This window comes from Leuconostoc lactis KCTC 3528 = DSM 20202, assembly GCF_014651235.1.
Taxonomy (GTDB): domain Bacteria; phylum Bacillota; class Bacilli; order Lactobacillales; family Lactobacillaceae; genus Leuconostoc; species Leuconostoc lactis.
Genome location: NZ_BMWM01000011.1, coordinates 13,375 through 39,427, shown reverse-complemented (window position 1 = coordinate 39,427; position 26,053 = coordinate 13,375). Strand labels below are relative to the sequence as shown.

Below are 26,053 nucleotides of genomic sequence, written 5' to 3'. Positions count from 1 at the left end.
AGGAGAATGTCATGAGAAGTCAGGATAAATGGCTCACTAAAATTGCCTTTTTAGGTATTTCATTTATGTTAACAAGTGCTTACGCCATCAACGGTGCCTTGCCACAAATGGCAGAAGCCCTTGGCGTTACGGCAACGGAGGCGCAAGCGTTATCAACAACACCATCTATCTTTGTGACGATATTTGTCCTATTTAGTGCTTTTATCGCAGCAAAGTTGGGGGATAAGAAGACAATTGCGCTGGGGATGATTTTGGTCGGTGTTGCAGGTGCGGTGCCATTGTTCGTCGCATCTTATCCCGTTATTTTAGTATCACGCATGGTCCTCGGGGCTGGTTTAGGTATTTTCAATTCATTGGCTGTGTCAATGATTGCAGTGATGTACCAAGGCCAAACGCGAGCAACGATGTTGGGCTGGCGTGCTGCGGTTGAACAAATTGGTCAAGCAGTTTTGACGTTTATTGCCGGATTGTTGTTGGCCTTTGGTTGGCAAATGACTTTCTTGGTTTATCTCTTAGCCTTCCCAATTCTTTACCTCTTTTATCGTCAAGTGCCTGAAACATCAGACATGGTCAATGAAGCAGAGGCGGAAGCAGAAGCAAAAGATGACAAGACAACGCCAGCTATTCGTCCAGCAACTAAGATGAGCCCAATGGTTTGGGTCTTGGCATTCTTTGCAGCCTTCTTGGTAATTGACTATATGGCCATTCAATTGAGTTTCCCATTCATGGCTCAAAATGTTGGGGTTAACGGTATGGTGGTTTCAACGATTCTTTCCTTCATGCTGGTTGCGGCTATGATGGGTGGTATCTTGTATGGGACAGTTCAAAAAATCTTTGGTCGTTATACGTTACAGGTTGGCCTATTGTTGATGGCGGTCTCAAACTTCTTAGTGGCCTTTTCAAACCAAAATTTTATTATTTTGACAATTGGGGTTTTGTTGATTGGTTTCCCAATGCAACTGATCTCACCATTTATTTTTAGTCAATTACCACAATTGGCACCTTTGAAAAAGCAACCATTGGTCACATCAATTATCTTGATTGGCTTTAACGTTGGCGTGTTCGTTGAACCATTTGTCTTGTCACTGATGTCGGGTATTTTGGGAAATCCAACACGTAATGCGGATTCCGCAGCTTATACAACAACACCGGTTTTGGCCTTTATCCTACTTGGTTTAACGGTTATCACCTTGATTATCAACCGCAAAAAGAAGGCTTAAAATCATATTGGGCGCCAACTTGCGGCGCCATACAAGTAGCATGAACTGAACAATAAACAGCGTAATTAAGCGTAAATAAAGGAGAACGAACATGAAAAAGCTCACCAATGAAGTGATGCTCATTACATATGCTGACTCACTTGGTAAGAATTTGAAGGAATTAGATCAAGTGTTGTCAAATGAATTGGATGGTGTTGTTGGTGGTGTCCACGTTTTGCCATTCTTCCCATCAACAGGCGACCGTGGCTTTGCCCCTGAAGAATATGAAACAGTTGATCCAAAGTTTGGGGACTGGTCTGACATTGACAAGTTAGCTGAGAAGTACTACTTGATGTTTGACTTCATGTTGAACCACATTTCACCACAATCAAAGTATTTCCAAGACTTCTTAGAAAAGAAGGAAGACTCAGAATACTATGACATGTTCTTGAAGTATTCTGAATTCTGGCCTGAAAACCGTCCAACAGCCGAAGATATCGATTTGATTTATAAGCGTAAGGATAAGGCACCATTTGCGCCCGTAACATTTGCGGACGGCACAACAGACCAAGTTTGGAACACATTCGGTGACCAACAAATGGATTTGGATGTCACAAAGCCAGTGACAAAGCAATTCATCAAGGATTCATTGATTAACCTTGCCCGTCATGGTGCGTCAGTGATTCGTTTGGATGCCTTTGCTTACGCTATCAAGAAGTTGGATACAAACGACTTCTTCGTTGAACCAGAAATCTGGGACGTTTTGAACGAAGTACGTGAAATCTTGGCAGCAGAAGGTTCTGAAGTTTTGCCAGAAATCCATGAACACTACAAGATTGTGCGCAAGATTACGGATCACGACATGTATTCATATGACTTTGCGTTGCCATTGATTACGTTGTACTCACTTTATTCAGGTAGGACAAACCGTTTGGCTGATTGGTTGCGTCAAAGCCCAATGAAGCAATTTACAACATTGGATACACACGATGGTATTGGTGTTGTTGATGCCAAGGACTTGTTGACACAAGAAGAAACAGACTTTACAACAGAAGAAATGTACAAGGTTGGGGCTAACGTGAAGAAGATCTTCTCATCAGCAGCCTACAATAACTTGGATATTTACCAAATTAATACAACTTATTACTCAGCTTTGGGTAATGACGATGCCGCTTACTTGCTAGCACGTGCGACACAAATCTTTGCACCAGGTATCCCACAAGTTTATTACGTTGGTTTGTTGGCAGGTGAAAACGACCTTGAATTGTTGGAAAGCACAAAGGAAGGCCGTAACATCAACCGTCACTATTACGACCTTGAAGAAATTGCTGAAACAGTTAAGCGTCCAGTTGTGTCAAACTTGTTTGACTTGCTTCGCTTCCGTAACACAAGCTCAGCCTTTGATCTTGATGGGGAGATTAAGGTTGAAAACAACGGTGACAATGATTTGACAATTACACGTACATCAGCTGATGGTCAAACAACTGCCGTTTTGACAGCTGACTTTGCGACAAAGCAATTCAAAGTCACTGAAAACGATAAAGAAATTTTCAATACACAGGCTTAATGTAACCAAAGCGCTTTGGCGCTTTTTTTAGTATATAATTAAGGCAAGGAAAAGGGCCTGTCTATGATCATATTAGCTACAAACTTACCAACTGTCATTAATCATATTCTGTCAGCAGATCAAGCCTTTGCGTGGTCAAAATTTGTCGTGATGTTTCTGCTAATTTTTATTGCAACAGCCGGTATTGTCACGGGTTTTATTCCTGGCGATACGATTTTGACATCGGTAGGGAGTGTTGCAGGCTTACATCATAATCTGTGGGAGCTATTAGCAGATTGTTTGGTGTTTGGTTTGGCGTCACTTTGTGGTGATGCTGTGAACTACTGGTTTGGGGGCTTTTTAACCCGACAGATTGGTCGTATTCCCTTTTTAAAAAAGTATCTATCGGGCGGCGTCATTGATCGCTTGGCAGTCGATTTCCATCCCAAACGGTGGTTATTGTTCATTGTATTAGGGCGCTTTTTACCGTTTATTCGCGTGGCGGTACCATTGTTGGCGCAACGTTTGGGATTGCCTTTTGCCAGTTATATTAAAATGGCAGCGTTTGCTAGCTTTTTATGGGCGTTTACCATCACATCCCTGGGTTATTTTATCGGCCATTTGGCCATCCCGCACGAATGGCTCACGATTGGGCTGGTGGTCATAGCGGTTGCCTTGATTGTTGGGTTACGTTCACCAAAGATACGACGCGCCGTCTTGAACTTATTAGTTCGGAAATAGGTTGCGTTTGTTATAATTATGATGAGATAAGTTATAGGAGAAAATCATGCATTATCAAGAAACTTTAGCACAGTGGCAAGCGGCAGATTTGCCTGACTATTTGGCCGATGAGCTTGCCTCATATACACCAGAGCAGCAAGAAGAAGCTTTTTATCAAAATTTGAGCTTTGGAACAGCAGGTATGCGTGGTGTTTTGGGTGCGGGAACTAACCGAATGAACATCTTCACGGTACGCCAAGTTACCGAAGCCTTAGCGCGTTATATTGCGTCACAAGGGGAAGAAGCGAAAAAGCGTGGCGTTGTGATTAGCTTTGATTCACGCCATTTTTCACCTGAATTTGCAGCTGACGCAACTAAAGTTTTGTCAGCACATCAAATCAAAGTCTATCTCTTTAGCAGCTTGCGGCCAACGCCGGAACTGTCTTTTGCTGTGCGAGAATTGGGGACATTTGCTGGTATCATGATTACGGCATCACACAATCCCAAGGAATACAATGGCTATAAGGTTTATGGTGAAGATGGTGGCCAAATGGTACCGGAAGCCGTTGATGCGGTTGTTAACGAATTAGCGGGCATTTCTGATATCTTTAATATTGCCCTTGATGAAGACCAAACTTACGTTGAAGTGATTGATCAAGCCATTGACGAGCAATATTTGGCAGCTATGAAGACAGTCACGGTTGATCCTGAATTGGTTGCTAAAGAAGGGCAATCGTTAAAGTTTGTCTACTCACCACTTCACGGCACCGGGCAATACATTGGGGAAAAGGCTTTGCAACAAGCAGGCTTTACCAACTATACGATTGTGAAAGAACAAGCTGTGATTGATGGCGACTTTCCAACTGTTGCCAAGCCAAACCCAGAAGATGCAGCGGCATTAGAAATGGCCATTGCTTACGCTAAGGAAACAGGTGCCGATGCGGTCGTTGCCACAGATCCCGATGCTGATCGGATGGGGGCTGCTGTTCGTTTAGCCGATGGAACTTTCCAAGTCTTGACTGGTAACCAAATTGCCGCTGTTTTGGTGAATTATTTGTTAACGGCTAAGCAAAACACCGGCACATTGCCAGATAATGGGGCGATTGTGACGTCAATTGTGTCGTCACGTTTTGCCTCAAAGATTGCTGAGAGCTTTGGCGTGACAACAGCTGATGTGTTGACTGGTTTTAAGTACATCGCGGCAACCATTGACGAATATGAAGCAACACAAGAAAAGACGTTCTTATTTGGTTTTGAAGAGAGTTTTGGCTACCTGGTTAAGCCTTTTGCCCACGATAAAGATGCCATTCAAGCCCTCGTGTTGTTTGCAGAAGTAGCGGCTTACTATAAGTCACAAGGCCAAACATTTGCAGATGGTTTGCAAGCCTTGTTTGATAAGTACGGCTATTTTGAAGAAAAGACGATTAGTTTGGACTTCCCAGGTGTGCATGGCAATGACGATATGGCAAAAATCATTGCCAAGTTCCGTGATCATCAACCGGAAACGATTGGAGGGATTGCTGTTAGCCGCGTGCAAGACTTCTCAACTGGTCTAGAAACTGATGCTGACGGCCAAGTCACAACATTGACACAGCCAAAAGCTAATGTCTTGAAGTATTGGTTAGCTGACGGCTCATGGGTGGCTGTGCGCCCATCAGGGACTGAACCAAAGCTGAAGTTCTATATTGGGGTCACTTCTGATTCACAAGCTGCTTCACAAGCCAAAATTGACACGATCACAGCAGATTTGATGACTTATACAAAATAGTCCTAGACATGGCATGAATTATTTGTTACACTAAGGAAAGCCGTAAGGCAATATTAACGACAATCCGCTGTGCGTTTAGCCTGAGGGCAAGTGTAAGATTGTCGGCTAGGAGAATGACCAATGCGTCAAAACAGTATTTTAGAAAACGTTACATCAGTACAATTGCGTTCTGACATCCCTGACTTCCGCGCTGGTGACACTGTTAAAGTGTACGCTAAGATCGTCGAAGGTTCACGTGAACGTATCCAATTGTTCGAAGGTGTTGTTATCAAGCGTAAGGGTGCTGGTATTCAAGCAACTTACACAGTGCGTAAGATCTCATCTGGTGTTGGTGTGGAACGTACGTTCCCATTGCACTCACCACGTGTTGATAAGATTGAAGTTGTACGCTATGGTGCCGTTCGTCGTGCCAAGTTGTACTACCTCCGCGCTTTGCAAGGTAAGGCAGCACGTATCAAGGAACGTCGTCGCGACGTATAATCCGAGAAAAGACACCGTGAGGTGTCTTTTTTATATTAAAATACCGGCAATTCCACCGGATTTTTTGGGACACGGGAAAATAATATGGGATATGGACTTGTCATAGAGGCGTAATATAATAGCAAAAGTTGTGATATATGCAAAAATCGCATGAAGGTATATAATAAAAATATACTCAAAGATATTTGAGTTTCATTACTCCCCTAGTAATGTTTCAATCAGCCCCCCAATTACTGATTGATAAATCGATAGCTACAGTTATCATCCCCTGACCATTGCCCTCTTCGGTCAGGGGTTTTTTTATGGCATTCGGCCACGTTGTGCGAACCTATGTTCGTTAAATGTGATAAGATAGGGATATGACAGAGTTTTTATTGACAACTGATACACGTAAAATTCTCCATGTTGATATCGATGCCTTCTATGCCCAAGTCGAGATGCGTGACAATCCGGCATTACGCCACCAGCCATTAATTATTTCGCGTGATCCAGCAGAAACTGGGGGTCGTGGGGTGGTGACGACGGCGAACTATGTCGCGCGCCAACTTGGCATTCATTCGGCCATGCGATCCGCAGAAGCGCGGCGTTTAGCGCCAGACGGGATCTTTCTGACCCCTGATTTTGCCAAATATAAAGCCATTTCTAAGCAAATTCATGCCGTTTTTCGGACAATTACGCCAAAAATTGAGCCGGTGGCGTATGATGAGGCTTACTTAGATGTGACCGACAATGCGTTGTCAGGCGCAATGCTGGCCGCACAGTTACGGCATGACATCTATAAACAAACACGATTAACTAGTTCGGTGGGCGTATCGTATAACAAACTATTAGCGAAGTTGGGATCTGAATTTAATAAGCCAAACGGCGTGACGGTGATTACGCCGGAAAACCGCCTGGCTTTTTTAGATCATTTACCGATTGGTGAATTTCGCGGGGTCGGTGAGAAAACGCAAGCTAAGTTAGCAGCCCTTAATGTACTTGATGGTGCCACGTTACGGCAACTATCACGCGAAACGTTAGTGGCGCAGTTTGGTAAGTTGGGTGAAAATCTTTATTGGCAGGCGCGTGGCGTCCATTTTGGTGAAGTCAAGTGGCAACGCCAACAGCAATCAGTGGGTAAAGAGGAAACTTTTGCGCAGTTTTTACACCATGATGAACTGGTACGTGCCGAATTTAAAAAGTTAGCGAGTGGTATGATTGCGGCTTTGAAGGCTCGTGGGTTGGTTGGCCGGACGTTAAATGTTAAAATTCGGGATGAAAAATTCCATACCACAACCCGGGCAATCACACAGGTAGAACCTTGGTTGCTTGCTGAAGACCTCTTGGTGAATACAGCTCAAGCGATTTTTGATGAGGTGGTAACAGGCCCGTATGCCATTCGTTTATTAGGACTGTCAATGAGTAATTTACAGCCAAGCGGTTTTGAAGAAATGACCTTGTTTTAAACATGTTATACTAGTATACATATAGTCACGATAAATTTAAGATAACACGAGAAAGATAGATTAATGTCAGCAATTGAAGAACAAATATTAGCAGAAATAAAGCGATATGACACCATTATTATTCATCGCCACCAACGCCCGGATCCTGATGCGTACGGTGCGCAATTGGGCTTAAAGGCGATTTTAGAAGCTAGTTTTCCAGACAAGCAGATTTATGCAGTTGGGAAGGCTGTCCAAGGCTTAGCTTGGATGAGTGAAGATGACACCTTTATGGATGACGTGCCCGATAAAATGTATCGTGATGCGTTGGTCCTTGTGGTGGACACCGCCAATGCGCCACGAATCGATGATCAAAGATGGCCAAACGGATTAGAAATTATTAAAATCGACCATCATCCCAATGATGAACCTTATGGGGATTGGCAATGGGTTGAAGCAGGTAAATCAGCGACAAGTACGATGATTTATGAATTCTATGAAGCGCTCAAAGACCAAGGTTTGGTTATGAACGCTAAGGCGGCTCGTTTATTGTATATTGGCATTGTCGGTGATACTGGGCGTTTCATGTACAGTATGGATCAAGAAACTTTCCGCGTGGTATCAGAATTATTTGGTTATGATTTCGACTACGAAGCTGTTTTGCACCATATGTCAACAATTTCGGAAAATGCTGCTAAATTGTCGGGTTATGTGCTGCAAAACCTCACGATTTTACCATCAGGATTTGCCTATGTGGTCTTAACCAAAGCACTCTTGGAACAATTTGATCTGCAAGATTCAGGCACGGCGTTTGTTGTGCCATTGCCGGCGACAATCGACAAGGTTAAGGCATGGGCGATTTTTGAAGAACAAGATGAAGGCAATTATCGTGTGCGGCTCCGTTCACGGACGATTGTCATTAACAAAATTGCGAACCAATTTGAGGGTGGGGGCCATCCAATGGCCTCTGGTGCCTGGGCACAAACCGCTGAAGATATTGAACGTTTGATCAATAGTGTCAATGCTGCTTTGCTTGAACAAGGCGGCGACAAAGAAGTTACCTCAGCCACAAACTGAGTAGAATGAAAGTAGAGAAAATTGATGGCAGAAACTGCAAACCAATTTGGACAATTTAATTTAAAACCAGAAATCATTATTGCGTTGACTAAGATTGGCTTCACCAAGCCAACCCCTGTCCAAGCAAAATTAATTCCAGCGATTTTACAAGGCAAGGATGTCGTTGGCCAATCACAAACAGGTTCAGGGAAAACGCATACCTTTTTAATTCCCATTTTTAACCAATTAGAACAAGACCGCCAATACGTACAAGCAGTCATTACAACGCCGTCACGTGAATTGGCTGCTCAAATTACAAAAGCAGCCAAGGACTTTGCGTCACAGCTCAATCCCGATATTACAATTGCTGAATATGTTGGTGGGACGGATAAGCTCCGTCAAATCAAGCAGTTGGAAAACAACCAACCACAAATTGTTATCGGGACACCTGGCCGAATTAAAGATTTGGTTGAATCTGGTGCCTTGAAGCTACATGCTGTGCACACCATGGTCGTCGATGAAGCAGATATGACCCTTGACATGGGCTTCTTGACAGAAGTAGATTATATCGCCGGTGCAATGCCAAAAGACTTACAGACATTGGTCTTTAGTGCTACAATGCCAGAAAAGCTCAAGCCGTTCTTAAAGAAATATATGGCAAACCCGCTTTTTGAAGCGATTCCAGTCTCAACAGTCATTGCTGACACGATTGAAAATTGGTTGTTAGCCACAAAGTCAAAAGATAAAAACGATGTGATTTACCAAGTCTTAACGACGGGGAACCCTTATTTGGCCCTAATTTTTGCCAATACCAAGGATCGTGCCAAAGAAATCGCTTCTAATTTGCGTGGCCGTGGCTTGAAGGTTGCTGAAATTCATGGTGATATTGAACCACGTGAACGTCGTCGTGTGATGAAGGCGATTCAAAACTTAGAATTCCAATACGTTGTCGCAACCGACTTGGCGGCGCGTGGGATTGATATTGAAGGGGTTTCTCACGTCATTAACGATGATATCCCATCTGAACTGGAATTCTTTGTTCATCGTGTTGGCCGAACAGGTCGTAATGGCATGCCTGGTTTGGCGATTACGTTGTATGGTCCAGATGAAGAAGACGAAGTAGCAGAGCTTGAAGCTTTGGGCATTGATTTCAAGGCCATGCAGTTGAAGAACGGGGAATTCGTACCGGTAAAAGATCGCCGTGCGCGAACACAACGTGTCGCAACCACAAGAAAGCTTGACCCAACGATGGTGGGGATGGTTAAAAAGAAGAAAAAGGTCGTGAAGCCTGGCTATAAGCGTCAAATCAAGTCAGCTATTCAACGGAAAAACCAAATGGATCGTCGTATTGCCAAGCGTGAAGAAATGCGTGCAGTACGTAAGTCAAACAAAAAGCGCGGTGGCGCCTAAACCGCTCATCATAATAATAAAAAGCACGCTGTCTTTGCTTAATAAAGACAGCGTGCTTTTTCATTTTTGACCAGGACGTTGGCCGGCTTTAATGACTTTGGTTTGAATCAGGTTGACGACTTCCGGGTTTTCGGGCAAACTCGAATGTTGCGCATTTGCCCCAGAAACGGTAATTTGCGTATATGATTTGACTTTGTTTTGATAAATATATTTACCGGCCAAGACACTTTCGACTGGGACAATCCCGTCATCGGTATAATCATCAGTCCCTGCAACTGAGTACATGACTAAATTGTCGGGCAACTGATTATTGTTGGCGATGAAATCATTGAGCATTTCAGTCCGGCGTTGCATGGAGGTTTCAGAGAAGTTAAACGGTGTACCCAGGGTCATGAGCGTCGGGATATTAAAGGACGACGCTGCGTAATCTTGTTCTAAATAATTCGTCCAAACGAGACCGCCGTTGGAATGACCAATGGCAGAAAAGTCTCGGAAATGATAACGATTCTGGATTTCGGTTAAGGCGAGGTTTAGCCACTTAGTTTGTTTTTTAATATTGCTATAGCCGTCGCGATTATCTTGGAAGCCGACAACAATAAAAGGTTGGCGATCTCTCGGATTGAGCTTGCCGTGGAAAACGAGTTGGTTATTCTCGTTGACTTGAACCTTAAGAATACTATGCACGGGCCCAGTGGCATTTAACTCTTTAAATAAATCGTCAAATCGGTTGATTGTGGCGCTAGAACCAGGCACAAAAATAATGGGTGTCATGCGTGAATTTTGAATCTTGGCTTCTTTGTCACTGGATTGGACAATGGCTTTGTGACTAAAAAAACTAAGCACCAAGAGCAAGACAATGCTCGTGATTAAGATGAGTTTATTTTTCACCAGGTACCTCCAGAGTTAGATGGGATAAGAAGGGGCGATAGATAAGAACAGAACCAATCAAAATGATCACCGTAATCACGAGTGAACGGATTGGCGTGGTACTAGCAACTGTTGGCAATAGCAGATTAGGCAAACTGTCAGGAGCGACAAAGACGATTGGTTGAATGAAATGGGTTGTGATAGCAATGAAACTAATGGCTAAACTCATCAGATTAACTAAAATCATCGGGATAAAAATCAGGGGGTTCAAAAAGAGTGGCACCCCGACAAACAACAGGTAACTATTATCAAATAACGTTGGGAACCAAGAAATTCTCGCTAGACGACGTTGCTGCTTGGAAGCGGCAAATAATAAGACGAGACAGATGGCTAACGCATTGCCAATCCCACCAAATAACGTAAAGGCGCCATAAACACTATATACGTTTTCTGGTACGGGTAAGGCACTGTGTGCAGTGGTGAGATAGGTGGTGAGATTTCGATCAACACCATACATGTTTGATGATGGCGCAGTAAGTTCTGGTGGTAGCGCCACACCCAAAAGGTACAGTATCGGCGCCACAGTCGTAATAATGATAAGGCCTAAGAACGAGGCAAAGAAGCGATGTGTCCACAGATCGGATAAGAAGAACTCAAAGAGTTGTTGCCGGAAAAGTTGATGTAAAAATAGGCCCAGAATAATAATAATGCCTGCCCAAATGAGATAAGGCAAACTGTAAGGATTAGGATGATGCTTGATATGAGTGGCATAACGTGTATAAGAGTAGCTACTCAATAAGACAATCAAGGTCACAACAAAGTATTGATTGACGTTAAAGACGGGAAATTGATTTTTATCGCCAAAAAATAAGAAAACCGCCAAACAGTTCGTTATTAAAGGGAGACTGGTATTTTGATAATGATTAGCGGTCAGGTACTGATGCGTCAGAGCGATGACGTAAATTAGGACAACCGTTGCATCTGCAAGCGGTAACAGTACCATTATGGTATCAAAAAATGGTTTGACTGGTTGCACATCAAGTTTAAATAATTTGACGAATAGCGCATTGGGCGATAGAATAAGCTGAACTGATAAGCGTAAATAAATATCAATAATAATAATTGGTAGAGATTGATGTAATGCTGTTTTGATACTTTGAAAAGCAGTCATTTGCCACAACTTTGCTTCCCAACGCTGGGCCACATTGACAAGAAAATAGCGCATAGTTTCTCCAATTTCGTGCAAATTTTATCTTGTAACAATATGCTACAAGATTGACACATTTATGTTATAATTAACTCATTATTTTTTTGTGTGCCAGACACTGTCATACTTACGTCGATTATACATGAAAATCACAGAAGAGGGGTAACGTGAAATTGATTAAGCGGTTCTTTCAGCGTCCGATTATAAACTTTATGAGTCGGACGCTATTTTATTTTTGTGTTATTTTGATCCTTGTTTACCTGTATAGTTATTCAGGGGTGGGACAAGGACACTTCATCTACAACGAATTTTAATATAGGGAATGAAACATGATAATTAAAAACGTCATTGAGACAATTGATGCCATCGCAACAAATCAGGGGGATCACGTTGCGTATGATGAATTGGGTCGCACACATACCTATGCCGATTTAAAAGCCGCATCTGATCGTTTAGCTGCACACATTACAAACATGGGGCTAACAGATAAAGCACCAATCATGGTCTATGGTGGGCAACAATTTGAAATGGTTGCCAGCTTCTTAGGCAGTGTTAAATCAGGACATGCTTATGTGCCAGTAGATGTGAATTCTGCTGACGAGCGCTTGTTAGATATTTTGACCATTGGGGAACCAGCCTTGGTGATTGCCGTTGATGACTTGCCAATCGATGTGACGGCTGTGCCAGTTATCACGCGTCAACAACTCGCGGATATTATGGCAACGCCCGTTGATTTTACGTTAACACAACCGGTGACAGGGGATGATAATTTCTATATTATCTTTACTTCTGGGACAACGGGCAAGCCAAAAGGGGTTCAGATTTCACACAATAACCTCTTGAGCTTTGCTAACTGGATGTTGGGCGACGACTTTGGTTGGCAAACAGGGGCCAACGTCTTGTCACAACCACCTTATTCATTTGACTTGTCGGTCATGGATTGGGTGCCAACGTTGTTGTCACAGGGAACTTTGAAGGCTTTGCCAAAAGCAACGGCTGATGACTTTAAGGCTTTGTTCCATACTTTGCCAAACTTGGCATTAAACAAATGGGTGTCAACGCCATCGTTTGTCGATGTGGCCTTGTTGAACCCAGAATTTAATCAAGAAACGAACCCAGAACTTGATACATTCTTATTCTGTGGTGAAGTGTTAACTAAGACGACGGCAGAAAAGCTCTTGGCGCGTTTCCCACAAGCTAAGATTTTTAATACGTATGGGCCAACTGAAGCAACAGTTGCCGTGACTGGGTTACAAATTACGCCAGAAATTATGGCTGAGTATGACAAGATGCCAATTGGGTATGCTAACGCTGATACCGACATTATCATTCAAGATCTTGATGGGGCAGTGTTGCCTGATGGTGAAACGGGTGAAATTGTGATTGCGGGACCATCAGTATCTAAGGGTTACTTGAATAATCCAGAAAAGACGGCGGTTGCCTTTACAACCATTGATGGCAAGCAAGCTTATCACACGGGTGATTTGGCAACGCGTGATGCTGATGGCTTGTTGCATTATCGTGGTCGAACAGACTTCCAAATCAAATTACACGGTTTCCGGATTGAATTAGAAGAAGTTGCTCACCAATTGCAACAAAGCCAGTGGGTTGAACAAGCCGTGGCAGTACCCCGATATGATGCGGATGGTAAGGTTAAGCAGTTGTTGGCCATTATTGTGCCAAAAGCGAATGACTTTGAAAAGCCAATCTTGTTGACGCAAGCGATTAAAGCGGAACTGGAAGATATCATGATGCCTTATATGGTACCAGGTCGCTTCATTTATCGTGACAGCATGCCGTTAACACCTAATGGTAAGATTGATTTGAAAGGCTTAATTGCTGAGGTGAATGGTAATGCTTAACTTACAACCGTATGCTGATCCCAAGTACTTTGTGTACTTGCTATTAGCGTTAGCACCATTGGCTATCGGGTTGTACTTTGGGAAGCGTTTTGTTTGGTATGAAATTGCAGTATCGTTGGTATTTATCGTTTTGATGTTTGATGGCGCTAAATACCACGAAGGTTTTGCCATTATCGGGTATATGATATGGCAGTGGCTGTTGGTTTTGGGGTATACCAAGTATCGACAAAAAGCGAATCGTAGTAGCGTCTTTTATGTCGTCACCGGTCTCGCAATTTTACCGTTATTCCTAGTTAAGCTCGCACCAGCAACACATTGGACTCATGTATCAACCTTACTAGGGTTTATGGGGATTTCTTACCTGACCTTCCGGTCAGTCGGGATGATTTTAGAAACACGTGATGGCTCAATTAAAAACTTTGATCCCTTGCTGTTTCTAAGATTTATGCTCTTTATGCCTTCCATTTCGTCAGGACCGATTGATCGGTATCGGCGCTTTGAAAAGGATGTGGCGACTGTCCCAACGCGTGAGAAGTACTTGGAACTGCTGGAAAAAGCGGTTTGGTATTTCTTCCTTGGCTTCTTGTACAAGTTCGTTTTGGCCTACATTTTTGGGACATTGATTCTACCGCAGGTGGAAAGCCTAGCATTAGCTGCTGGCAGCATCCATCATGGGTGGACTTGGTGGTTAATTCCAGTGATGTATGCCTACGGGCTTGATTTGTTCTTTGATTTTGCGGGTTACTCACTATTCGCCGTCGCAACCAGTTACGTGATGGGCGTTTCCCTACCAATGAACTTTAACAAGCCGTTCTTGTCAAAAAACTTGAAGGAATTCTGGAATCGTTGGCACATGACCTTGTCATTTTGGTTCCGTGATTACGTTTTCATGCGTTTGGTCTTCACAATGATGAAGAACAAGTGGTTTAAAAGCCGCATCACGCTATCAAATGTCGCCTATATTTCGAACATGTTATTGATGGGATTCTGGCACGGGATTACTTGGTACTACATCGTTTATGGTTTATTCCACGGTGTTGGTCTGGTCATCAATGATGCCTGGTTGCGTTATAAGAAGAAGCACCATGTCCCACATAACAAGTTCACAGAAGCATTTGCCATCTTCTTGACGTTTAACGTCGTGATGGTCAGTTTCTTAATATTTAGTGGCTTTTTGGATACCTTATGGTTTAAGTCATAATAATCTAGCCATCGTATAAAAAGAAAGAGGAAAAAAACATGTCAGTAAAAGAAGAAGTAATCGATATTTTGAACACAATCACAGGTGAAGATGTATCAGACAAGATGGATGAAAACTTGTTTGATGATGGTTTGCTTGATTCAATGGCAACAGTTGAATTGTTGTTGGATCTTGAAAACAAGTTTGACATCCAAGCGCCCGTGTCAGAATTTAACCGTGACGAATGGGATACACCTAATAAAGTGGTTGCCAAGGTTGAATCATTAATCGGACAGTAATATGAAAAAACGGGGACTTTGGTGGATTTTTGGGCCAGTAATCATTGCGTTTGTACTGGCTGGTGCGTTGTTTTTAGCACCTTTCTCCTTAAACCACATTTCACAAAAAAGCGTGCGCGACGCATCTGTTTCATTTTCAAAAAATGTGTATAAGGGCGAGACAGTTAAGACGGCGGCTTTTAGTGACCCATCTAAGCGCTATGTACCGTTTTTTGGTTCAAGTGAGTTATTGCGTTTGGACACGATGCATCCCTCGATGCTCGCTGCCAAATATCACCGCAATTATCAACCTTTCTTGTTAGGACAAGCAGGGACGGAGTCATTGCTACACTATCTCAGCATGCAAGAGATGTTACCAGCTCTACATAAAAAGCAAGCAGTCTTTGTGATTTCACAACAGTGGTTTGTTAAGAAAAATGTGCATGGGGCATTCTCAGTGTTCTATTCTACTTTGATGACAGTTGATTGGTTGCGTAACATCAAAGAAATTACACCGACTGATCGTTATATTGCCAAGCAGTTGTTAGAACAACCACAAATTAAAGACAACGGTTTTTATGCGAAATTAGTAACTAAGATTAAGGATAATCAGCCTTTGTCACAAACTGATTTGCAGCTGCTATCGGTTCGTCATCGGGCGCTGTTACGCGAAGATGAGCTGTTCTCAAACCTTACTAGTTCAAATAACTGGGATAAGCACGTCAAACCAGCTATTAGTCGTTTGCCAGCTACCGATGAAAACGGTGCTTTGTTTAAGGAAGCAACTAGAATTGCCGCACGTGAAACGGCGAATAATCCATTCAAAATCAAGGATTCATTCTATCGTTCACGGATTCAATTTAATTTGAAGCGCTTGGCTGACTCACAAAAGAAGTTTGATTACCGTCAATCACAGCAGTATGCCGATCTACAAGCGGTTTTGGCTGAGTTTGCGCGTCAAAAAACGGATGTGTTGTTTGTCATTCAACCAGTTAACCAACGTTGGGCGAATTATACAGGCTTGAGTAATGATATGTATTACCAGAGTGTGGATAAGGTTAAAAAGCAGTTGACCTCACAAGGGTTCAACAAGATTGCCGATCTCTCACACGATGGCGCAAAGAATTACTTCATGCAAGATACGATTCACCTTGGTTGGAATGGTTGGGTAACAGCAGATGAATATATCAAGCCGTTCTTAGAAGGTGGCTACAAGCCAACCAATTATCACATTAACAACAATTATCTATCAAAAGAGTGGCAAAATTTGATGCCAACAGCACAAAATTTGCAACAGTTCAAATAAAAAAACGACCCACAATTGTGGGTCGTTTTTTTACGAGAATGGTGATTGTGAATCATTAAATGTCGTTGTTGGGACGTTAAATGGGTCAATCGCTTCATCATCTGATAGGGCGCTTAAATTGTTTTGCTCTTCAATTGGTAAGGCAATATCGTCAAATTTGAAGGCCAACAGAGAATCGGTGATTGATTGTTCACGAGAAATGGCACCATCGTCACGAATTTCGATGAGTTGTGCTTGTTCAACGGTTTCGTGTGTTTGTTTGAGGAATGATTCACGTGCCGCAACGCGTTGTTTAATATCAGAAACGTCAACCGTTTCATTGAGGTCCGTTACGACTTCAAAGTTGACACCGATATTCTTCTTGCCAATTTTAAAGGTCGCTTCGGCAATTGCCCCAGTTTGCAATTCAAGTTGTTGTGCCAAAAAGCCAGCTTCTAAGCTAAAATCAGCTGAACGGTTCAGATTTAAGCGTTGTTGGACAAGATCACCAGTGAGAGTCCAACGTTGATTTTTGCTATCTTGTGACGCAATTTCAAGATGACCAAAACCGGCATTGTCGAAAAATTCAACAACTGAAGCTAACGCATCAAAGGGAAATTGACGAGCGATTTCTTTACCGGCCCAATAGAGAATATGGGGGTAATCTTCTTGCAAGAGGTTTTGTAGTAACCCGTCGCGCAAAAGTGTCAATGCAAAACTATTGACTTGGAAATTAGTTTGTAAAATCTTGTCATAATCGTTGATGTTCATGTGCCCGTATAAACCTTTCAGACTTTTATTATACCAAACTTTACACGCGAAAAACTTGCATTCTCTGTTTTTAAGGGCATAATTATAGGTATGAGTAAAAATAATCCAATTGGTTTTGTTGATTCTGGTGTCGGCGGCTTAACCGTTGTGAAAGCGGCCCAGGACCAGCTACCACATGAACAATTTATTTTTATTGGCGACACCGCACGGATGCCGTACGGGCCACGGCCAGTACAAGAAGTCATTGATTATACCTTTCAAATGGCGCAGTTTTTGCTGACAGCAAAGCACATCAAATTACTGGTGATTGCTTGTAATACCGCCACAGCGCGCGCTTTGCCACAATTACAAGCGCAGTTACCTATTCCAGTTATCGGCGTGATTGTGCCAGGCGCCACTGCGGCTGCAGCGACAACGAGTAATCAAAAGATTGGGGTGATTGCGACCCAGGGGACCGTCACTTCTGGGGCTTATCAAGACGAGATTCAAGCGGTGAATGCTGATGTCACAATTTTCCAGCAAGCTGAGCCGGATTTCGTCCAATTAGTCGAAGCCAATCTTGCCCAAGCAGCGACCACTAAAGACATCGTGGCGCAACATTTAGCCCCGTTAACCGCACAGGGGATTGATACGTTGGTCTTAGGGTGCACCCATTTCCCACTATTGGCTGAGGCCATCACTGCAGCAGTTGAGCCAAACGTGAAATTAGTAGATCCAGGGCGTGAGACCGTACGAGTCATTATCGACACGTTAGATCAGCAGGCCTTACATACGGCAGTGCCGCATCAGCATGCAGATGATATTTTCTACACGACCAAAGAGCCAGCGACCTTCAAGGCCATTGCGACGGATTGGTTAGCCCGCGATACCGCACTAGATGTGCGCCATCTTGCCATTGTCGGCGAAGGTGCCACCCAACATTTAGAGGAGAAATAACATGCCGAGAATTATCCTGGCGAGCAATAACGCGCATAAAATTACCGAATTAGCCGCAATTTTAGCGCAACATCAAATTGATGTACAAGTGGTGCCATTGCGTGATTTAGGGGATGATATCCCAGAAATTATTGAAGATGGCCAGACATTTGAAGAAAATGCCTTGAAAAAAGTCATGGCGATTACACCACTAGCCCCTGATGATTTTGTCTTAGCAGATGATTCGGGCTTGACTGTGGATGCTTTGAATGGTGAGCCGGGGGTTTATTCAGCCCGTTATGCTGGTGACCATGATGATGCGGCCAATATTGACAAAGTCTTGGCCAAATTAGGCGATAATCCAGACCGTACCGCGCATTTCCACAGTGTTTTAGTGTTAGCCGGACCAGGGCGGGATAACTTGGTCACCAAAGGTCAAGTGACAGGTGTGATGACGCATGAACGTCATGGTGAAGGCGGCTTTGGTTATGATCCCATTTTCTGGGTACCAGGTTTTAACAAAACATTTGCTGAATTAACAGCAGCTGAAAAAAACCAAGTGAGTCATCGTGGTTTAGCGTTGCAAGACTTGGTTGCCCAATTACCAAACTGGTTGAAAGGAGCGTCACACGATTAAGGATCGTGTCACATAATAGGATGACAAAGTTTTTAATTGTTTCAGATACACATGGTGATCGTGAGATCATTGCAGATATTTTTGACAAATGGCGGGATAGCGTTGCCGGCATTTTTTACAATGGTGATTCTGAATTAGCGGCGGATGACACCGTGTTTGATGGTGTGTCAACTGTGATTGGTAATATGGATGATGATCCTGATTTCGTGGCCGCACGGGCGACAACGATTGATGGCATCACTTTTTTCCAAACGCACGGCCATCTCTATGACGCGACCCAATTTAACGCTTGGGCGAACCTGAAATTAATGGCTGCGGCGGCCCACGAAGCCAACGCACAGGTCGTCCTCTTTGGGCATACCCATCTGGAAGGGGCGGTTGTGTTTGATGATATCTTGTTTATTAACCCAGGTTCAATCCGTCTGCCTAAAGGGCCACATGCTAACTTAGGTGGCACTTATGCTGTGTTGGATGTGACGGAGACGCGCTATGACGTGAGATTTTATAATCGTCAGCATCAGCCACTGCCACAGCTTACAGTACAGGTTGCGCGTTAAGTAGTCCGTGCTGATTTGTAGGCAATAAACGTGGTAAAATGGTAGTTATGGCAAATGAACAAACACCACAATTTAATCAATGGTATGAAGAAACAACTGATGCGGATCGCTTAATTCGAGATGCTGCCGCTAATCAAGCCGAGCAGCATGATGAATTGTCATTGCGGCCGCAATTTTTGCGTGAATATATTGGGCAAACGGCCTTAAAAGAGGAGTTGTCGGTTTATATTGCCGCAGCTAAACAACGCCAAGAAGCCTTGGATCATGTTTTGCTCTTTGGCCCACCAGGGTTAGGGAAAACGACGTTGGCGATGATTATTGCCAATGAAATGGGTGTCCATATCAAAACAACGTCGGGCCCAGCAATTGAGAAGCCAGGTGATTTGGTGGCCTTACTCAATGAACTTGAGCCAGGCGATATTTTATTTATTGATGAAATTCATCGGCTCCCAACTAATATCGAAGAAATTATGTATTCCGCAATGGAAGATTATTTTGTCGATATCATGGTTGGGCAAGGGCCAACAGCACGGGCCGTCCATTTCCCACTACCACCCTTTACATTAATTGGGGCGACAACCCGACCAGGGATGTTATCTAAGCCGCTGCGGGATCGTTTTGGGATTATTAATGCGATGGTGTATTATACGCCAGCAGAACTCCAAGAAATTGTCGTGCGATCAGCCGATATTTTCCAAGCACCGATTAAGCCAGCAGGGGCGTATGAAGTGGCGTTACGGTCGCGGGGAACACCGCGTATTGCGAACCGGCTCTTAAAGCGCGTGCGTGATTTTGCCCAAGTGCAGGGGCTAGATGCCATTGACCAAGGTATTGTCGATGTGGCTTTGGATAAGTTGCGGGTTGATAATCGCGGGCTTGATGAGACGGATCATAAGTTTTTAGGCACCATGGTGGCTTATTATAACGGCGGTCCCGTCGGCTTAAATACGATTGCCGCCAATATTGGGGAAGAAGCAGAGACCTTGGAATCCATGGTTGAACCGTATTTGTTGCAAATTGGTTTCCTCCAACGCACACCACGTGGGCGAGTGGTGACCGAAGCGGCCTACAAGCATTTGAATTTACCGTACCCAGAGGCACACTAATGGATTATATTATTTCAGATACACATTTTAGTCACGAAAAAATTTTATATTTTGACAAGTCACGAGCGACATCGCTTAGCGCACTTGGCATCGACCCGACGATTGAAAATATGAATGCCTATCTTGAGAAAACCTGGAATGAGACGGTATCTGCTGAGGATACGGTTTATTTTTTGGGTGATTTAGGGATGTTTCGTAAGAAGCAAGACTTTGTCGCCCAGTTGGTGCGTCTAAATGGGCAAAAGGTCTTCTTTAAGGGTAATCATGACCATTCCGATCAAATTAAAGCGGCTTTAAAGATGCCAGAAGCACGCCTCGTGGCCTATGAACCTACGGCCATGGCGTTGAAAATCAATGGGATTCAAGTATGGCTGAGCCATTATGCCGTTGATTTGCCTTATCCGATTTTATCCGTGCATGGGCATATTCACGAAGCGGAATATCAGCGGGATGGCATGGTGAATTTGTCATTGGATTCGGCCTTTATGCAAACACGACCTTTCGGGCAGCCTATCAGCTTTGACGAACTGACACCGCTGCTACAGGCACGTTTAGCAGCAATTGAAGCAAGTTATCAAATCGAATCGGAAAACAAGCGATTTGACCGATTGGTGGAACGGGCCTTTGATGAGACGATTACGATCAATAAGCCAACCGCTACTCAGCGGCATGAATTGGCTTTGTTGGTTGCGCATCTTAACGCCAATGGCCTAACGTATGCGGATGTCTTAGAAAAGTTCAATATCCCCAACGAAAACAAAGTATTAACAGCAGAAGAAAAAGAAAAAGTTGCCCAAACTGGTTTTGAATTTGAAAAAACAACCGGCTTGAGTGGCAATACAGGTGGAAATAGATGACAGCACAACCATACCAATTATCAGATTTTGATTACGATTTGCCCGAAGCATTAATTGCGCAAACACCGCTCAAGCAACGTGACGCGTCACGGCTTTTGGTGTTAGATGCCGATACTGGTGCTTATGAAGACAAGCATTTTTACGACATTTTGGATTATGTCGAACCAGGTGATGCCATTGTCATGAATAATTCCCGCGTATTGCCAGCCCGTTTGCATGGTGCGCGACCAGAAACTGGTGGGCATGCCGAAGTGTTGTTGTTGCGCCAAGATCATGGTGATGTTTGGGAAACATTGGTAAAGCCAGCCAAAAAGTCGCCGATTGGCTCAACCATCGTGTTTGGGGATGACATTAACAATCCGATCATGACGGCAACGGTTGTTGGTGAATTGGAACACGGTGGCCGTTACATCGAATTCCACTACGATGGTATTTTTATGGAGTTGCTCGAAAAGTTGGGTGAAATGCCATTGCCACCATACATTAAGGAAAAACTCGACGATCAAGAACGTTATCAAACCGTTTATTCGAAGGTCGACGGCTCAGCAGCGGCCCCAACGGCAGGTTTGCACTGGACGCCAGAATTGTTGGATAAAGTGCGTGCTAAAGGGGTTAAAACGGTTGAATTAACGCTGCACGTTGGGTTAGGGACGTTCCGACCAGTCGAAGAAGAAAACATCGAAGATCACAAGATGCATTCAGAATTCTACCAACTCACACAAGAAGCGGCTGATACCTTGAACGACGTGCATGCTAACGGTGGGCGCATTATTGCTACTGGTACCACGTCAATTCGCACACTTGAAACGATTGGGTCAAAGTTTGATGGTCACTTGCGAGCCGATTCCGGTTGGACGGATATCTTTATTAAGCCAGGTTATCAGTGGACCACGGTGGATGCGTTCATCACGAACTTCCATTTGCCAAAGTCAACTTTGGTGATGCTGGTGGCGGCGTTTACCGGCCGTGAAAATATTTTAAAGGCCTATGAACACGCCGTGGCTGATCATTATCGTTTCTTTAGCTTTGGGGATGCGATGTTTGTGAAGCGTGGTTAAAGGATAATTTGAGGAGAATGGCTTGTGTACGAATACATTAATGGGTTAATTACCAACATTTATCCGGCTTATATCGTGGTTTGTGATCGCAGTGGGGTCGGGTACAAGTTATATACGGCCAACCCTTACCGCTTTGAGCAAAACGTCGAATCGCATGTCTACGTGGAACAAATTGTTCGGGAAAATGAAATCGCACTTTATGGTTTCATGGATGAAAACGAAAAGATTTTATTCAATAAGTTGTTAAATGTGTCAGGCATTGGGCCTAAAAGTGCGCTGGCCATTTTGGCCAGTGGGGATGCCCAAGGCTTAGTGAACGCGGTCGCCAATGATGACGTGTCTTATTTGACGCAATTCCCTGGCGTGGGGAAGAAGACGGCCCAACAAATCATTTTGGATTTGAAAGGCAAGTTAGACGATTTGGCAGTTTCGGCTGGCTTGTATCTCACAACGGCCCAACCAGTAGCCAACAACCAGGCACTAGCCGATGCGCTAGCAGCGTTAACGTCGCTGGGTTATAGTGCCAAAGAAATCGCTAAGATTGAAAAAACGCTGGCGCAAACGGCAGATACCACGGATGGCTACATTCGTTCAGCATTGAAATTGTTAGTCAAATAAAAAACCACTTCGATGTGGTGTACCCGAAAGTTGCTTTAACTTGTTGGGTATACCACACTAACGAAGTGGTTTTTTATTAACGAATAGCCTTTAAGGCTTCGTCGATTTGATCTAAGATGATTTGTTGATTAGCTGTTTCTTCTAAGTCATAAGTTTGCAAGTCAATCTTAATCTTAGATGACGCATCATAGGCTTCAAACCAATCACGGTAAGCTGACCAAATGCGGAAGTAGTATTGACGCAATTCGTCATTTTCGTCGAATTGTTCGTAATCACGACCACGCTTCTTGATGCGGTACAAAATCGTTTCAAAGTCTGTCTCCGCATAGACTAAGAGGTCAGGCGCCTTTTTAGGGAGCTTTTGCAATTCTGCCATCATGTTGTCGAGCAATTGCGTATAAACTTCCATTTCAGCATCTGTGATGTTGCCATCTTTATGATTTTCAGCTGTGAAAAGGGCATCTTCGTAGATTGAACGATCTAAGACATTGTTATCATCGGCCAAAGCTTGCTTAATCATGTCGAAACGACGATTAAGGAAGTAAATTTGTAGTAAGAAACCATACTGCTTTGGATCCGAGTAATAAAGTGGCAAGACTGGATTGTCGCCCACGGGTTCGTAAAATGCTTTTGTGCCAAAATGTTCAGCGATCAAGCTCGTTAATGTCGTTTTGCCAACGCCAATCATGCCTGCTGTAATAATCACCATGACAACCTCCAATTATTTAGTAACCTATTAACTATACAAAAAATCTGGGCAAACAACAAGCCAACCCGCTACGTGGTTTTGCCAGAAAAAGCGAACATTACCCCAAGATGGCTGTTGGGGCAACTAGTCAGCGTATTAAAATAATAACCCTGATACGTGAGTACGTGCCAATTTCCAGGGCAAGCGCGACACGAGTAACAAAACGAATATTGTCATAATTAATTTATGAGAATGCACGTTTTTTTCATGAACTTCGCTGCTAGTCATGATAAAATATACGTAATTGTTTATTAGGAGAAAATTATGACAGACAAAGACCAATTGGCAGCCTGGCATGAACAGTTAATTGCCATTATTAAAGATATTAATACGCCCCACACGCTGGGTGGTATTACCAATGAAGCCAACCGTTTGCACGACTCACGTTTGGCACGACGGGCATTAGATCACTTGATTGTGTTGAGTGAAGAAATCAACGCTGAACGTCACAAGTAATGGTAGCTGGGGGGCTGCGAGATGATACCAACAAACGCTAAGAGTTTACCGCGGACAGCCAAGAAAGTGTGGTTGGCGCGTGATGTTTTGTTGCTGATACCAGGCTTAGTGCTTTGGGGTGGCATCAATTATGTTTTCCAATCACATTGGTCAAGTACAGTGATGACGATGACTAATGTGATTTTTAGTATTGGTGTGCTTCTTGTTGTGGGGCATATGTTGCTTATTCCGTATTATTATCGCTATCATAAGTATCTGTTAACCCCAGATGCGGTGACGATTTATCAGGGCTTTTTCCTTCGGAAAACGGCAACCGTGCCGGTTAATCGTATTCAAAATGTGGATACCCAACAAGGTCCATTGTTGCAACATTACCATTTGCAAAGTGTTGTCGTCGTGACCGCTGCGCACAATTTCAAAATTGAAGCGATTGCAGAAGAGGTCGCGCAAGCGTTGCGTGATCAATTAATTGCCTCAGCCCGCCAGGCACGGGAGGTTGAGACTGATGACTAAACCCATGCGTCAATCAAAATTTGCCGTGATTGCCATGGTGATGCAGACGGCTAAAGATTTGTTGTTGCCGTTTGTGTTTGTGATGTTGCAAGGGCGACGTGATTTTGGCCAACAGGCGCTGTGGACGGGTGGTTTTTTGTTAATTGCCCTGGTTTTTGGTGTCGTGAAGTGGTTTTTCTTTACTTATGAGCTAACGCCACATGAAATAACCGTGCATCAAGGGGTGTTTGTGAAACGGCGGACCCATGTCCCATTTGAACGGGTGCAAACCTTGACCAAAACACAGCCCTTCATTTTCCAACCTTTTGAAGTCTTTCAAGTGCGAATTGAGACATCAGGTAAAGCAGATGATCAGTTAACGTTTAACGCTTTAACCCCAGCACAGATTGCGACCATTGAACGTTACCGACAAGCGGCGCAAACTACCAGTGTTGGCACAACAACGACAGCACAACCGCAGGCGAGTGCCACGTATCAGATCGACCAACGGGCCTTAATCCGTTACGCCTTGACGTCATTTGGTAGCTTGGGGATTATTGGTGTCATCTTGACCTTGCTGTCTGAAGTGAGTAATCATCTACCAGAAAGTGTGATGGCTGGTTTAGATCATTGGTTAAGTGGTGGTAGTCTAATGTTTTATGCTATGTTGACTGCCGTCGTCATCTTTTTGGGCATTGGCGTAGCCTTTCTTAAAATTTATAACCAGTATTATGGGTTTACGTTGACCCGTGTTGGCCAGCACTTGGCCATTTCCCGTGGCTTATTGACTAAGCACACCATGCAGTTACGAACAACACGGGTGCAAGCTATTCAGTTGGAACAATCGTTATTGCGTCGCGCTTTGCGTTTGGTGACGGTGAGTGTTTTTTTGGCGTCAGCGGTGAAGTCAGATAAAAATGAAGCGAACCAAACGGTCCTGATGCCGGTGATTCAAACAACTGAAGCCACGCAAGTGCTACGACCGTTATTACCAACCTTGTCATTACCTGCATTACAACCTGTTAAAACGGTACCCCACGCTTTGCGCTATCAAATCCATTATGCGTTGTGGTGGGGTCTGGGTATTTTAAGCCTCGTACTTGGGAGTTATTGGGTACTAGCATCCCATTGGCATTGGCACAACGGTGTTTCTGATACAGTGATGCTGGTAGTGGCGTGCGTGCTCCTGTTAGTTTGGTTGTCGGCGGCTTGGTTGCGTATGCGTGATCAACGCTTGACGATTGCTGGTGATATCTTAGCAATTCAAACGACCCCATGGTTTACGAAACGTCAGTATTATGTTCGCCGTGACAAAATCCAAGGGCTGAATGCGTCACAAAGTATCTTCATGGTGCCACGCCAAGCACAGCATTTACAAGTCGTGGTACGGCACGGCGACAGCGCTGCTGTCATTGATTTACGCTACTTACAAGCAGATGTCGTGGCGCAAGTGCGTCGCTGGTTAATCGATGTCAAGTAAAAACCCTTGACACGGTTTTTAAATCGTGGCATAATAAGAAAGTAAATTAACGTGCAAAAAGCACATAAGAAATTTG

General features: G+C 43.8%; 27 protein-coding genes. 23 read left to right on the top strand and 4 right to left on the bottom strand.

The features are described from left to right. Positions 1-11 precede the first annotated feature (11 nt). The 8 genes from IE039_RS04485 (at position 12) to IE039_RS04450 (ending at position 9,603) form a co-directional block, all read left to right on the top strand. Positions 12-1,220 carry an MFS transporter gene (locus IE039_RS04485; protein WP_048701475.1) on the top strand — a complete coding sequence of 403 codons (1,209 nt, stop codon included), beginning with the start codon at positions 12-14 and terminating at the stop codon, positions 1,218-1,220. A 91-nt stretch (positions 1,221-1,311) separates the two neighbouring features. Further along, on the top strand, positions 1,312-2,766 hold the full coding sequence (gene gtfA, locus IE039_RS04480) for a sucrose phosphorylase (RefSeq protein WP_010003505.1): 1,455 nt from the start codon (positions 1,312-1,314) through the stop codon (positions 2,764-2,766). Positions 2,767-2,829: 63 nt separating this feature from the next. After that, entirely contained in the window at positions 2,830-3,486 is a 657-nt protein-coding gene (locus IE039_RS04475; protein WP_010003506.1) for a DedA family protein, read from the top strand. 46 nt (positions 3,487-3,532) lie between these two features. Further along, on the top strand, positions 3,533-5,233 hold the full coding sequence (locus IE039_RS04470) for a phospho-sugar mutase (protein WP_010003507.1): 1,701 nt from the start codon (positions 3,533-3,535) through the stop codon (positions 5,231-5,233). A 120-nt stretch (positions 5,234-5,353) separates the two neighbouring features. Further along, entirely contained in the window at positions 5,354-5,713 is a 360-nt protein-coding gene (rplS, locus tag IE039_RS04465) for a 50S ribosomal protein L19 (RefSeq protein ID WP_010001800.1), read from the top strand. A 359-nt stretch (positions 5,714-6,072) separates the two neighbouring features. Next, positions 6,073-7,158: a DNA polymerase IV gene (gene dinB, locus IE039_RS04460; protein ID WP_029509646.1), complete on the top strand. Its 1,086-nt coding sequence runs from the start codon at positions 6,073-6,075 to the stop codon at positions 7,156-7,158. Positions 7,159-7,221: 63 nt separating this feature from the next. Further along, positions 7,222-8,214 carry a DHH family phosphoesterase gene (locus tag IE039_RS04455; RefSeq protein WP_010005869.1) on the top strand — a complete coding sequence of 331 codons (993 nt, stop codon included), beginning with the start codon at positions 7,222-7,224 and terminating at the stop codon, positions 8,212-8,214. A gap of 24 nt (positions 8,215-8,238) precedes the next feature. Next, on the top strand, positions 8,239-9,603 hold the full coding sequence (locus tag IE039_RS04450) for a DEAD/DEAH box helicase (protein ID WP_055307571.1): 1,365 nt from the start codon (positions 8,239-8,241) through the stop codon (positions 9,601-9,603). A gap of 60 nt (positions 9,604-9,663) precedes the next feature. Here the strand turns inward: IE039_RS04450 and IE039_RS04445 are convergent, their stop codons facing one another. Both IE039_RS04445 and IE039_RS04440 read right to left on the bottom strand, forming a co-directional pair. Next, positions 9,664-10,491, bottom strand: a complete 828-nt coding sequence (locus IE039_RS04445; protein WP_010006574.1) for an alpha/beta hydrolase — start codon at positions 10,489-10,491, stop codon at positions 9,664-9,666. Then, positions 10,481-11,695 (bottom strand): hypothetical protein, encoded by a 1,215-nt coding sequence (locus IE039_RS04440; protein WP_010006572.1) that lies wholly within the window; start codon positions 11,693-11,695, stop codon positions 10,481-10,483. Before IE039_RS04440 ends, IE039_RS04445 begins: the two co-directional genes overlap by 11 nt. 155 nt (positions 11,696-11,850) lie before the next feature. On the opposite strand from IE039_RS04440, the gene IE039_RS04435 reads away from it, so the two are divergent. The 5 genes from IE039_RS04435 to dltD are packed head-to-tail and all read left to right on the top strand — an operon-like array spanning position 11,851 to position 16,303. After that, complete coding sequence (locus IE039_RS04435; RefSeq protein WP_010001237.1) at positions 11,851-11,991, top strand: teichoic acid D-Ala incorporation-associated protein DltX; 141 nt, start codon at positions 11,851-11,853, stop codon at positions 11,989-11,991. Positions 11,992-12,006: 15 nt separating this feature from the next. Continuing rightward, positions 12,007-13,539 (top strand): D-alanine--poly(phosphoribitol) ligase subunit DltA, encoded by a 1,533-nt coding sequence (gene dltA / locus IE039_RS04430; RefSeq protein ID WP_010006571.1) that lies wholly within the window; start codon positions 12,007-12,009, stop codon positions 13,537-13,539. Beyond that, a complete protein-coding gene (dltB, locus tag IE039_RS04425) occupies positions 13,532-14,740 on the top strand; it encodes a D-alanyl-lipoteichoic acid biosynthesis protein DltB (protein WP_010006569.1) in 1,209 nt (402 codons plus the stop codon). The genes dltA and dltB overlap by 8 nt, the downstream gene beginning before the upstream one ends. Before the next feature lie 38 nt (positions 14,741-14,778). Continuing rightward, a complete protein-coding gene (dltC, locus tag IE039_RS04420; RefSeq protein WP_010006567.1) occupies positions 14,779-15,018 on the top strand; it encodes a D-alanine--poly(phosphoribitol) ligase subunit DltC in 240 nt (79 codons plus the stop codon). A gap of 1 nt (position 15,019) precedes the next feature. After that, the gene (dltD, locus tag IE039_RS04415; protein WP_010006565.1) at positions 15,020-16,303 is read left to right on the top strand and encodes a D-alanyl-lipoteichoic acid biosynthesis protein DltD; all 1,284 of its coding nucleotides are present in this window, start codon (positions 15,020-15,022) and stop codon (positions 16,301-16,303) included. A 30-nt stretch (positions 16,304-16,333) separates the two neighbouring features. On the opposite strand, the gene IE039_RS04410 is transcribed toward dltD, so the two are convergent. Further along, on the bottom strand, positions 16,334-17,053 hold the full coding sequence (locus tag IE039_RS04410; protein WP_010001244.1) for a YslB family protein: 720 nt from the start codon (positions 17,051-17,053) through the stop codon (positions 16,334-16,336). Between the two features lie 90 nt (positions 17,054-17,143). Between IE039_RS04410 and murI the strand changes: the two genes are divergently transcribed. Genes murI through ruvA form a run of 7 tightly spaced genes read left to right on the top strand, consistent with a single transcriptional unit; the run spans position 17,144 to position 22,801 of the window. Continuing rightward, positions 17,144-17,989 (top strand): glutamate racemase, encoded by an 846-nt coding sequence (murI, locus tag IE039_RS04405; protein WP_010006563.1) that lies wholly within the window; start codon positions 17,144-17,146, stop codon positions 17,987-17,989. A gap of 1 nt (position 17,990) precedes the next feature. After that, complete coding sequence (locus IE039_RS04400) at positions 17,991-18,605, top strand: XTP/dITP diphosphatase (protein WP_010006562.1); 615 nt, start codon at positions 17,991-17,993, stop codon at positions 18,603-18,605. 20 nt (positions 18,606-18,625) lie between these two features. Further along, positions 18,626-19,162, top strand: coding sequence for a YfcE family phosphodiesterase (locus tag IE039_RS04395; RefSeq protein WP_010006561.1), 537 nt, complete (start codon positions 18,626-18,628; stop codon positions 19,160-19,162). Between the two features lie 47 nt (positions 19,163-19,209). Then, the gene (ruvB, locus tag IE039_RS04390; protein ID WP_029508969.1) at positions 19,210-20,268 is read left to right on the top strand and encodes a Holliday junction branch migration DNA helicase RuvB; all 1,059 of its coding nucleotides are present in this window, start codon (positions 19,210-19,212) and stop codon (positions 20,266-20,268) included. Further along, a complete protein-coding gene (locus tag IE039_RS04385) occupies positions 20,268-21,125 on the top strand; it encodes a metallophosphoesterase family protein (protein ID WP_189428800.1) in 858 nt (285 codons plus the stop codon). The genes ruvB and IE039_RS04385 overlap by 1 nt, the downstream gene beginning before the upstream one ends. After that, on the top strand, positions 21,122-22,183 hold the full coding sequence (gene queA, locus IE039_RS04380; protein WP_189428799.1) for a tRNA preQ1(34) S-adenosylmethionine ribosyltransferase-isomerase QueA: 1,062 nt from the start codon (positions 21,122-21,124) through the stop codon (positions 22,181-22,183). Before IE039_RS04385 ends, queA begins: the two co-directional genes overlap by 4 nt. A 24-nt stretch (positions 22,184-22,207) precedes the next feature. Further along, the gene (gene ruvA, locus IE039_RS04375) at positions 22,208-22,801 is read left to right on the top strand and encodes a Holliday junction branch migration protein RuvA (protein WP_019039745.1); all 594 of its coding nucleotides are present in this window, start codon (positions 22,208-22,210) and stop codon (positions 22,799-22,801) included. Between the two features lie 76 nt (positions 22,802-22,877). Here ruvA and IE039_RS04370 read toward each other — a convergent pair whose 3' ends face one another. Continuing rightward, complete coding sequence (locus tag IE039_RS04370) at positions 22,878-23,510, bottom strand: deoxynucleoside kinase (protein WP_010005313.1); 633 nt, start codon at positions 23,508-23,510, stop codon at positions 22,878-22,880. A gap of 303 nt (positions 23,511-23,813) precedes the next feature. Here IE039_RS04370 and IE039_RS04365 point away from each other — a divergent pair, with 303 nt between their 5' ends. Genes IE039_RS04365 through IE039_RS04355 form a run of 3 tightly spaced genes read left to right on the top strand, consistent with a single transcriptional unit; the run spans position 23,814 to position 25,977 of the window. Further along, positions 23,814-24,005: a hypothetical protein gene (locus tag IE039_RS04365; RefSeq protein ID WP_010005314.1), complete on the top strand. Its 192-nt coding sequence runs from the start codon at positions 23,814-23,816 to the stop codon at positions 24,003-24,005. 21 nt (positions 24,006-24,026) lie between these two features. Then, on the top strand, positions 24,027-24,518 hold the full coding sequence (locus IE039_RS04360) for a PH domain-containing protein (protein WP_010005315.1): 492 nt from the start codon (positions 24,027-24,029) through the stop codon (positions 24,516-24,518). Further along, complete coding sequence (locus IE039_RS04355; protein WP_010005316.1) at positions 24,511-25,977, top strand: PH domain-containing protein; 1,467 nt, start codon at positions 24,511-24,513, stop codon at positions 25,975-25,977. Before IE039_RS04360 ends, IE039_RS04355 begins: the two co-directional genes overlap by 8 nt. The last annotated feature ends 76 nt before the right edge of the window (positions 25,978-26,053 follow it).